At 67.0% G+C, this 7,216-nt stretch carries 6 protein-coding genes; all 6 read right to left on the bottom strand.

The window, feature by feature from the left end; all coding sequences use genetic code 11:
* Window positions 1–84 precede the first annotated feature (84 nt).
* Window positions 85–1,107, bottom strand: coding sequence for a glycoside hydrolase family 76 protein (locus NSE01_RS16930; RefSeq protein ID WP_147160821.1), 1,023 nt, complete (start codon window positions 1,105–1,107; stop codon window positions 85–87).
* Between the two features lie 3 nt (window positions 1,108–1,110).
* A complete protein-coding gene (eat, locus tag NSE01_RS16925; protein ID WP_147160820.1) occupies window positions 1,111–2,451 on the bottom strand; it encodes an ethanolamine permease in 1,341 nt (446 codons plus the stop codon).
* On the bottom strand, window positions 2,448–3,218 hold the full coding sequence (eutC, locus tag NSE01_RS16920; protein WP_246135260.1) for an ethanolamine ammonia-lyase subunit EutC: 771 nt from the start codon (window positions 3,216–3,218) through the stop codon (window positions 2,448–2,450). Before eutC ends, eat begins: the two co-directional genes overlap by 4 nt.
* Before the next feature lie 5 nt (window positions 3,219–3,223).
* On the bottom strand, window positions 3,224–4,615 hold the full coding sequence (locus tag NSE01_RS16915) for an ethanolamine ammonia-lyase subunit EutB (RefSeq protein ID WP_147160819.1): 1,392 nt from the start codon (window positions 4,613–4,615) through the stop codon (window positions 3,224–3,226).
* Window positions 4,616–4,697: 82 nt separating this feature from the next.
* Window positions 4,698–5,366 (bottom strand): energy transducer TonB, encoded by a 669-nt coding sequence (locus NSE01_RS16910; RefSeq protein ID WP_147160818.1) that lies wholly within the window; start codon window positions 5,364–5,366, stop codon window positions 4,698–4,700.
* A 197-nt stretch (window positions 5,367–5,563) separates the two neighbouring features.
* Window positions 5,564–7,186, bottom strand: coding sequence for an FAD-dependent oxidoreductase (locus NSE01_RS16905; RefSeq protein ID WP_147160817.1), 1,623 nt, complete (start codon window positions 7,184–7,186; stop codon window positions 5,564–5,566).
* Between the last annotated feature and the right edge of the window lie 30 nt (window positions 7,187–7,216).

Raw genomic sequence — 7,216 nt, 5'->3', positions numbered from 1 at the left:
AGTGTGGCAAAAGGCCGATCGCGAACGCTTCAACCTCAAACAATGCTCCTGCTAGCGCATCGTCGAAGCGGCAATGACCGGGCGCTAAGCGCCTGCCGCGAGAAACAGGGCGAGTGCAGAGGCTTCGGCGGCAGCGCCTACCTGGCCGGAGCCGCCGCTCCAGAGGCCATCGATGGGCTGGCTGCCATCTCCTCCACCAAGCGACCACACAGCATCGCTGTTATGGCTGAGCCAGAGTCGAAGCTCGGTGCGTTCCGGACTGTCGGGCATCGATTCGACCAGATGGCCGAGGTGGGTGACGAAAACTCCCTTGAACATCGGCCCATCAGCGCCGAGCTCGTCGGACGGTTCGGTTAGCAGCCCTTCCGGGGTGACCAGTTTGCGTATCGCAGCGAGTGCGGTGTTCAGTGCGGCGGTGCGGTATTGCGGGGCGCCGGTGATCGCCGTCAGGTCGCTGAGGCCGCCCATCAGAACGCCTTGGTTGTAGGTGTAGCGCGGCTTGCCGTTGTTGCGGCACTGGGCGTCCAGCCCGTCGTTGACCAGCCCATCGGGCCCGAACATGCCCGAAGCTGCGAACCAGTTCCAGGTGCGCAACGCCCAGTCGCGATAGGGCTCCTGGCCCGTGGCGAGATAAAGCCGGGTCGCCGCGGTGAGCAGCAATTCATTGGTAATCGCGTTCTTGTAGGTGTGCTTGGAATCCCACCAGATGCCGCCGGAACAATGGTCGTCCCAGTGATCGGTGACGAGGCGGCTGAAGTTCGTCGCTGCCCAGTTCAGCAGTTCGGGATCGTGATCCGTCTGCCATGCATCCACGCTTGCGATGACGGCCCAGAGGTCGTCGTCGTTGAGGTAGCGGCCTTCGCGGTTGCGCACGGCGGAGGCGATCTTGGCGGACCAGCGGAAGTCTGCCGTGCGGCGCTGGTAGTCGATCAGGACGTCCACGATGGGGAAACGCTGCCAGTTCTCGCTGGCGTTCCAGCCGCCGTCCTTGCCCCAGATGCGATCGAGCGTCTCGGCGACGATGGCAGCGCGGGTCTGCCACACCGGCGTTTGGGCGTGCGCTGTGGTCGCACTGAGTACGAGCAGCAGGGCGGCCAGCAGGCGCATCGGTCAGGCGGCTTCCCGGCGGCGGAGGAGCAAGGCGCCGCTCACCAGCAGCACCATCAGTCCGGTGAAGATTGCCGCGAGTTCGCGATTGTTCCACGCCATCGTGATGAGCGCGAGGCTAGCCATGACGAGCGCGAAGGCCGGCGCTAAGGGGTAGAGCGGCGCGTGGAACGGGCGGACGAGATCTGGCTCGGTAGCGCGCAGGCGAAACAGGGCGGCCATGGAGACGACGTACATGAGGAGCGCGCCGAAGGCCGATAGCGTCACCACGCTGGCCGTAAGCGACTGGCCTGCGATGCTCACGAACGCGTCGCTGTAGATCGCGGCGATGCCGACCACGCCGCCCGCCAGCGTCGCCACGTGCGGCGTCCTGAAGCGGGGGTGGAGCCGCGCGAACACGGCGGGGAGATACCCTGCGCGGCCCAGCGCGAAGATCTGGCGGGCATAGCCCATGATGATCCCGTGGAACGAGGCAACGAGGCCGAACAGGCCGAGCCACACCAGCATGTGCAGCCAGCCGCTCGACGCGCCCACCGCGCGCTTCATCGCCTGCGGCAGCGGATCGTTGAGGCTGGAAAGCTCGGCCCAGCTGCCCGAACCGCCGGCAAAGAACATAACCCCGAAGGCAAGCACCGTCAGTGTGAGAATGCCCGAGATATAGGCGCGCGGGATTGTGCGGCGGGGCTCCTTGGCTTCCTCGGCGGCCATGGCGACACCCTCGATGGCGAGGAAGAACCAGATCGCGAAGGGGAGCGCGGCGAAAATTCCGCCAATCGCGGCGGGGGTGAAATGGTCTTGGCCGGCCCAGCCCCCGGCGAGGAAGTTCGACCAGCGAAAGGCGGGGAGGACGACGGCCATGAACACGAGGAGCTCACCCACTGCGAGGAGCGTGACCACGACCTCGAAGCTCGCCGCAATGTGCACGCCGACGATGTTTAGCGCCATGAACACCGCGTAGGCCCCGAGAGCCGCGTGTTTAGGCTCAAGCGCCGGAAACTGAACATGGAGATAGGCGCCGATGGCGAGCGAGATCGCGGGGGGCGCAAACAGGAACTCCACCAGTGTGGCAAAGCCCGCGACCGCACCGCCCAGTGGGCCGAACGCGCGCAAGCCATAGGCGAAGGGGCCGCCTGCATGCGGGATCGCCGTGGTCAGCTCGGTGAACGAGAAGATGAAGGCGATATACATCGCCGCGACTGCCACGGTGGTGACGAGGAAGCCCAGCGTGCCCGCGCTGGCCCAGCCATAGCTCCAGCCGAAGTATTCGCCCGAGATGACGAGCCCCACGGCGATGGCCCAGAGGTGGAACGGACCGAGGCTTTGCTGCAGTTTTGGCTCATTCATGCGGGGCCGTGGTCCTCGAAGGGCAGGGCAGGGGTCTGGTCATCCTTCAGCGCCACGCCGGAAAGCTCCAGGCGCAGCGCCTCGCGCAGCAGCCAGCCGAGCGTGCGCGCGGCGTCATTGGGCGAGAGACCGCCCGCGCCGTGGATGTTCGAAATGCAGTTGCGTTCGGCATCGCTGCGGCCGGGGCGCGGGGCGAAGGTCATGTAGATGCCGAGGCTGTCATGCACGCTGAGGCCGGGGCGTTCGCCGATGATCATCACGGCAACGCGCGCGCCCAGCGCCTCGCCGATCGGATCGCCCAGCGCGACGCGGGCCTGCCGCGCGATCACGACCGGGCCGATGGCAAGATCTCCAAGCCGCGCCGCGCAAGCTTTGAGCAGCGTGGCCGCGCCGGCCTGCACGCCGGTGGCGGAAAGGCCGTCGGCGATCACGAAGGCGACATCGCAACGTTTGCCTTTTGCCGCAGCCAGCAGCGCAGCGGACTGTTCCGACAGGCGGCGGCCAAGATCGGGGCGGCGCAGATAGGTTGCCCGGTCCGGCGCATCGCTGGCAACATGCAGCACCGGCAGCGGCGCCAGTTCTGCCTCCAGCGCTGCGGTATCGAGCGCGGCGTGGACGGCATCGCGGGCGCGGGCATGGGCCAGCTGGAAATCGAGCACTTCACCCAGCGGCAGGGCATGCCCGACACGGCCAAGCGCGATCCGCGCCGGGGTCGTCCGCCGCAGCCGTGCCCACAGTTCAGCGTTTATGGGTTCGCCCGGCGCCACTTCGGTCAAGAAATGGTCTCCGCAAGCTGGCGCACGAAGGGTGAGGCGCCGTCCGCCAGCGCGCGCAGCGTGCCGTCTGGTGCGGCAATGCCGGCTTGCTCGAGCCACGCTTCGAACTCGGGCGCAGGGCGCAGGCCCATTATGCTGCGCAAGTACAGCGCGTCGTGGTTGGAGAGGCTCTGGTAGGACAGCATCACATCATCGCTGCCCGGCACGCAGATGAGGAAGCTGCAGCCCGCGACCGTGAGCAGCGTCATCAGGCTGTCCATGTCGTCCTGATCGGCTTCGGCGTGGTTGGTATAGCAGACGTCGCAGCCCATCGGCAGGCCGAGCAGCTTGCCGCAGAAGTGGTCTTCCAGCCCTGCGCGGATGATCTGCTTGCCATCGTAGAGGTATTCGGGGCCGATGAAGCCGACGACCGTGTTGGCGAGGAGCGGATCGAAGGCGCGTGCCACGGCATAGGCGCGCGCTTCCATCGTCTGCTGGTCGACGCCGTGGTGCGCATTGGCGGAGAGCGCTGAGCCTTGCCCGGTCTCGAAGTACATCGCGTTCTGCCCCACCGTTCCGCGCCCCAGCGCCTGCGCGGCGGCGTGGGCTTCGCGCAGCACAGCGAGATCGATGCCGAAGCCGGCGTTGGCCGCTTCGCTCCCCGCCACCGACTGGAACACGAGGTCGACCGGCGCGCCGCGCTCCATGATCGTCAGCGCGTTGGTGACATGGGTGAGGACGCAGGTCTGGGTGGGGATGGCATAGCGCTCACGCAATTCATCGAGCATGCGGATCAGCGTGGTGGCGGCGGGCACACTGTCGGTCGCCGGGTTCACCCCGATCACCGCGTCGCCGACACCGTGGAGCAGGCCGTCGAGCACCGCGGCGGCAATGCCGCGCGGATCGTCTGCCGGGTGATTGGGCTGGAGACGGGTGGAAAGGCGGCCGGTGAGGCCGATCGTGCTGCGAAAAGCCGTCACCACCCGGATCTTCTTCGCCACCGCGATCAGATCCTGGACTCGCATGAGCTTGGAGACGGCGGCGGCCATTTCCGGCGTCACGCCGCGTGCGATGGCGGCGAGCGCGGCTTCATCTGCTGCCTCGCTCAGCAGCCAATCGCGGAAACCGCCGACGGTAAGGTGGGCGATCGGGGCGAAGGCGGCGGCATCGTGGCTGTCGATGATGAGCCGGGTGACCTCGTCGCTTTCGTAGGGGACGATGGCCTCGTTCAGGAAGGCCTTGAGCGGCAGATCGGCGAGCACCCAGCGCGCTGCGACCCGCCGCGTGGCGCTGGCGGCGGCAAGTCCGGCAAGTTCATCGCCCGACCGCAGCGCACTGGCGGCGGCGAGCACGGCTTTCAGATCCTCAAAGCTGTGTCGTTCGCCGCCAAGATCGCAGGAAAACGGCAAGATCGGGAACCTCTCACAGCTGGAACCAATGCCGCGATGGTAGGCCCCGATCTTGCTGCAATGCAATGTCCGTTTGGGGACGTTACTCCGGAATCCTCCAGCGGATCACGTTGGCATAGCGTCCGACCACCAGATCGCCGTTCTCGTCACGCGCGGGACTGAACTGCGCCCGCTCGCTGACTTTGGCACAGGTCGCGGCATCGAGCGCGGCCGAACCGCTGGAGCGCGTGATCCGGCAGTCACGCACGCGCCCGTCCGGCCCGATCGTCACCTCGAAACCAGCCGCGCCCTGCTCGCCGCGCCGCAGCGCTGCTGTCGGGTAGTCGGCATCGGAGACCCATCGTCCCGGCATACCGAGCGGCGCTGCCGCGCGCGGGGTGAAGCGGGGGCTGGGCGATGCCGTGGGGGGCGGGGGCAGGAGACCGCCGTCAAGCCCGGAGCCGATGGGCGGAAGCGGGCCGGTCTCGATCTTGAAGCCGGGATCTCCAATCGGCGGCAGGGGCACCTGCGGGTCGGGCACCGGCAGCGTGTCGCGCGTGTGGGATTTCGGCGGGACCGGCTGTTCGGGATCAGGGCGCGGCGGCGGGGGCGGCATGTAGTCCCAGGTCGGCAACCAGGTTTTCGGCGGGGTCTTGATGATACCGCCGGCAAAGCCGGTGAGCAGCGCCACGGCCAGCACGCCGTGCACGGCGCCGACAGCGCCTAGCGCGACGATCCTTCGCCGATTGGTCTCGGGGGTAACATAGGCCATGCATGCTCTCCTCGGCTGTGCCGGACAGACCGGGTTGCGAAGACGAGCAGCGGGAACGAAACGAACAATCCCGATGCAAGCAACACGGGCCGTACGACGTTTAATGGTATAACGTTACCATGCCTCGAGGCTGCGTGCGAGAAGAATCTCAACCGTATTGGTGGAGTATTGCGTTTCGGAGTGCAACCGATCGGGAATCAGCCGCCGCTGTTCACGTAGTCCCACACTTTCGAGATCACCACCGAGCCTTCGCCCACGGACGAAGCAACGCGCTTGACCGAGCCCGAACGCACATCGCCGACCGCAAAGATGCCGGGATGCGAGGTGGCGTAGGGCGACGAAGCGCCGACGGTGGGGCCGGTCAGGACGAAGCCCTTGTCGTCGAGCGCGACGAGGCCCGAGAGCCATTCGGTGTTGGGCGCAGCGCCGACCATGATGAACAGGGCGCGGGTGGGAATATCCTGCGTCTCGCCTGTCTTTGCATTGCGCAGCGTCACCCCTTCGAGATGCGCGCCGCCGTGGAGCGCCACGACTTCGGAATTGTAGGCGATGGCAATGCTGGGGTCCGCTTCCAGTCGTTCGGAAAGATAGCTCGACATCGAAAGCGCCAGCGAAGGCCCGCGCACCACGACATGGGCGCAGCGGGCGGAGCGGCTGAGGTACATCGCCGCCTGGCCGGCGGAATTTCCGCCGCCGATGATGACCGCTTGCGTGCCCTTGCAATAGCGCGCCTCGATCTCGGTCGCGGCGTAATAGATGCCGGCGCCCTCGAATTCGGCGAGGCGGGGGATCGGCAGGCGGCGATACTGCACGCCCGTCGCCACGATCACGGTCTTGCCGCGAACGCGCTGGCCGTTGTCGAAAGTGGCGCAGAACATGCCGTCTTCCAGCTGCTCGAGCGCAGTAACTCGCCGCGGCAGGGCGAAGCGCGTGCCGAACTTCATCGCCTGCACTTCGCCGCGCCAGACAAGGTCGCCGCCCGAAATGCCGGTGGGGAAGCCCATGTAGTTCTCGATCCGGCTGGATGTGCCCGCCTGCCCGCCGATGGCGAGGTCTTCGATCACCAGCGCGCAAAGCCCTTCGGCCCCGGCATAGACGCCCGCCGCCACGCCAGCCGGTCCGCCGCCGACGATCAGCACGTCGAAGGCTTCATCGTATTGCAGTTCGCGGTTGATGCCGAGAAGGTGGGCGATCTTGTCCGGCGTCGGTTCGGTCACCACCATGTCGCGCCCAAAGATCACCGCCGGGACCGAAGCCTCGATCGAGCAGGCCTGCGCGGCGGCGAGCGCTTCGGCGCTTCCCAGCTTCAGCGAGCCATAGGGAATGCGGTTGCGGCTGGCGAACTGGGCGACACGGCGGACGGCGGCGTCCTGCTCTTCGCCGATCAGCTGGAGCGAACTGTCGCGCTCGTCGAGCTGGCGGCGGCGCCGCGCGGCGAAAACGGTGATGACGATGTCCGACAGTTCGGGGATCTGCGCCATGAGTTCGAGCATGGCCTCACGCGGGACTTCGATCACCCGCGTATCCTGCGCCGCGCGCATCGCCATCGAGACGGTGCCGCCACTGAGGAATGCGATCTCCCCCATGAACTGCGTGGGGCCGAGCGAGGAGGGCAGGTGGCGCTCTTCGGTCAGCGGATTGACGACCTCGATCTCCCCTTCCTCGACATATGTGAACTTGTCGGCGGGGTCTCCGGGCCGGGCCATGAACGTGCCGGCTGGATAGGTCTTTACGGTGCCGGCGGCGCGCAGCGCATCCACGTGGCTGTCATGAAGCGGCGTGCGCTGCATCGCGCGAGGATCGGCACCAATCGATTCCATGTGAGGTCGGTTCCTGCTCTGCGCCGGGTG

The sequence above is a fragment of the Novosphingobium sediminis genome, assembly GCF_007991615.1.
Classification (GTDB): domain Bacteria; phylum Pseudomonadota; class Alphaproteobacteria; order Sphingomonadales; family Sphingomonadaceae; genus Novosphingobium; species Novosphingobium sediminis.
The sequence above is the reverse complement of the archived record's forward strand: the minus strand, read 5'-3'. Positions and strand labels throughout refer to the sequence as shown.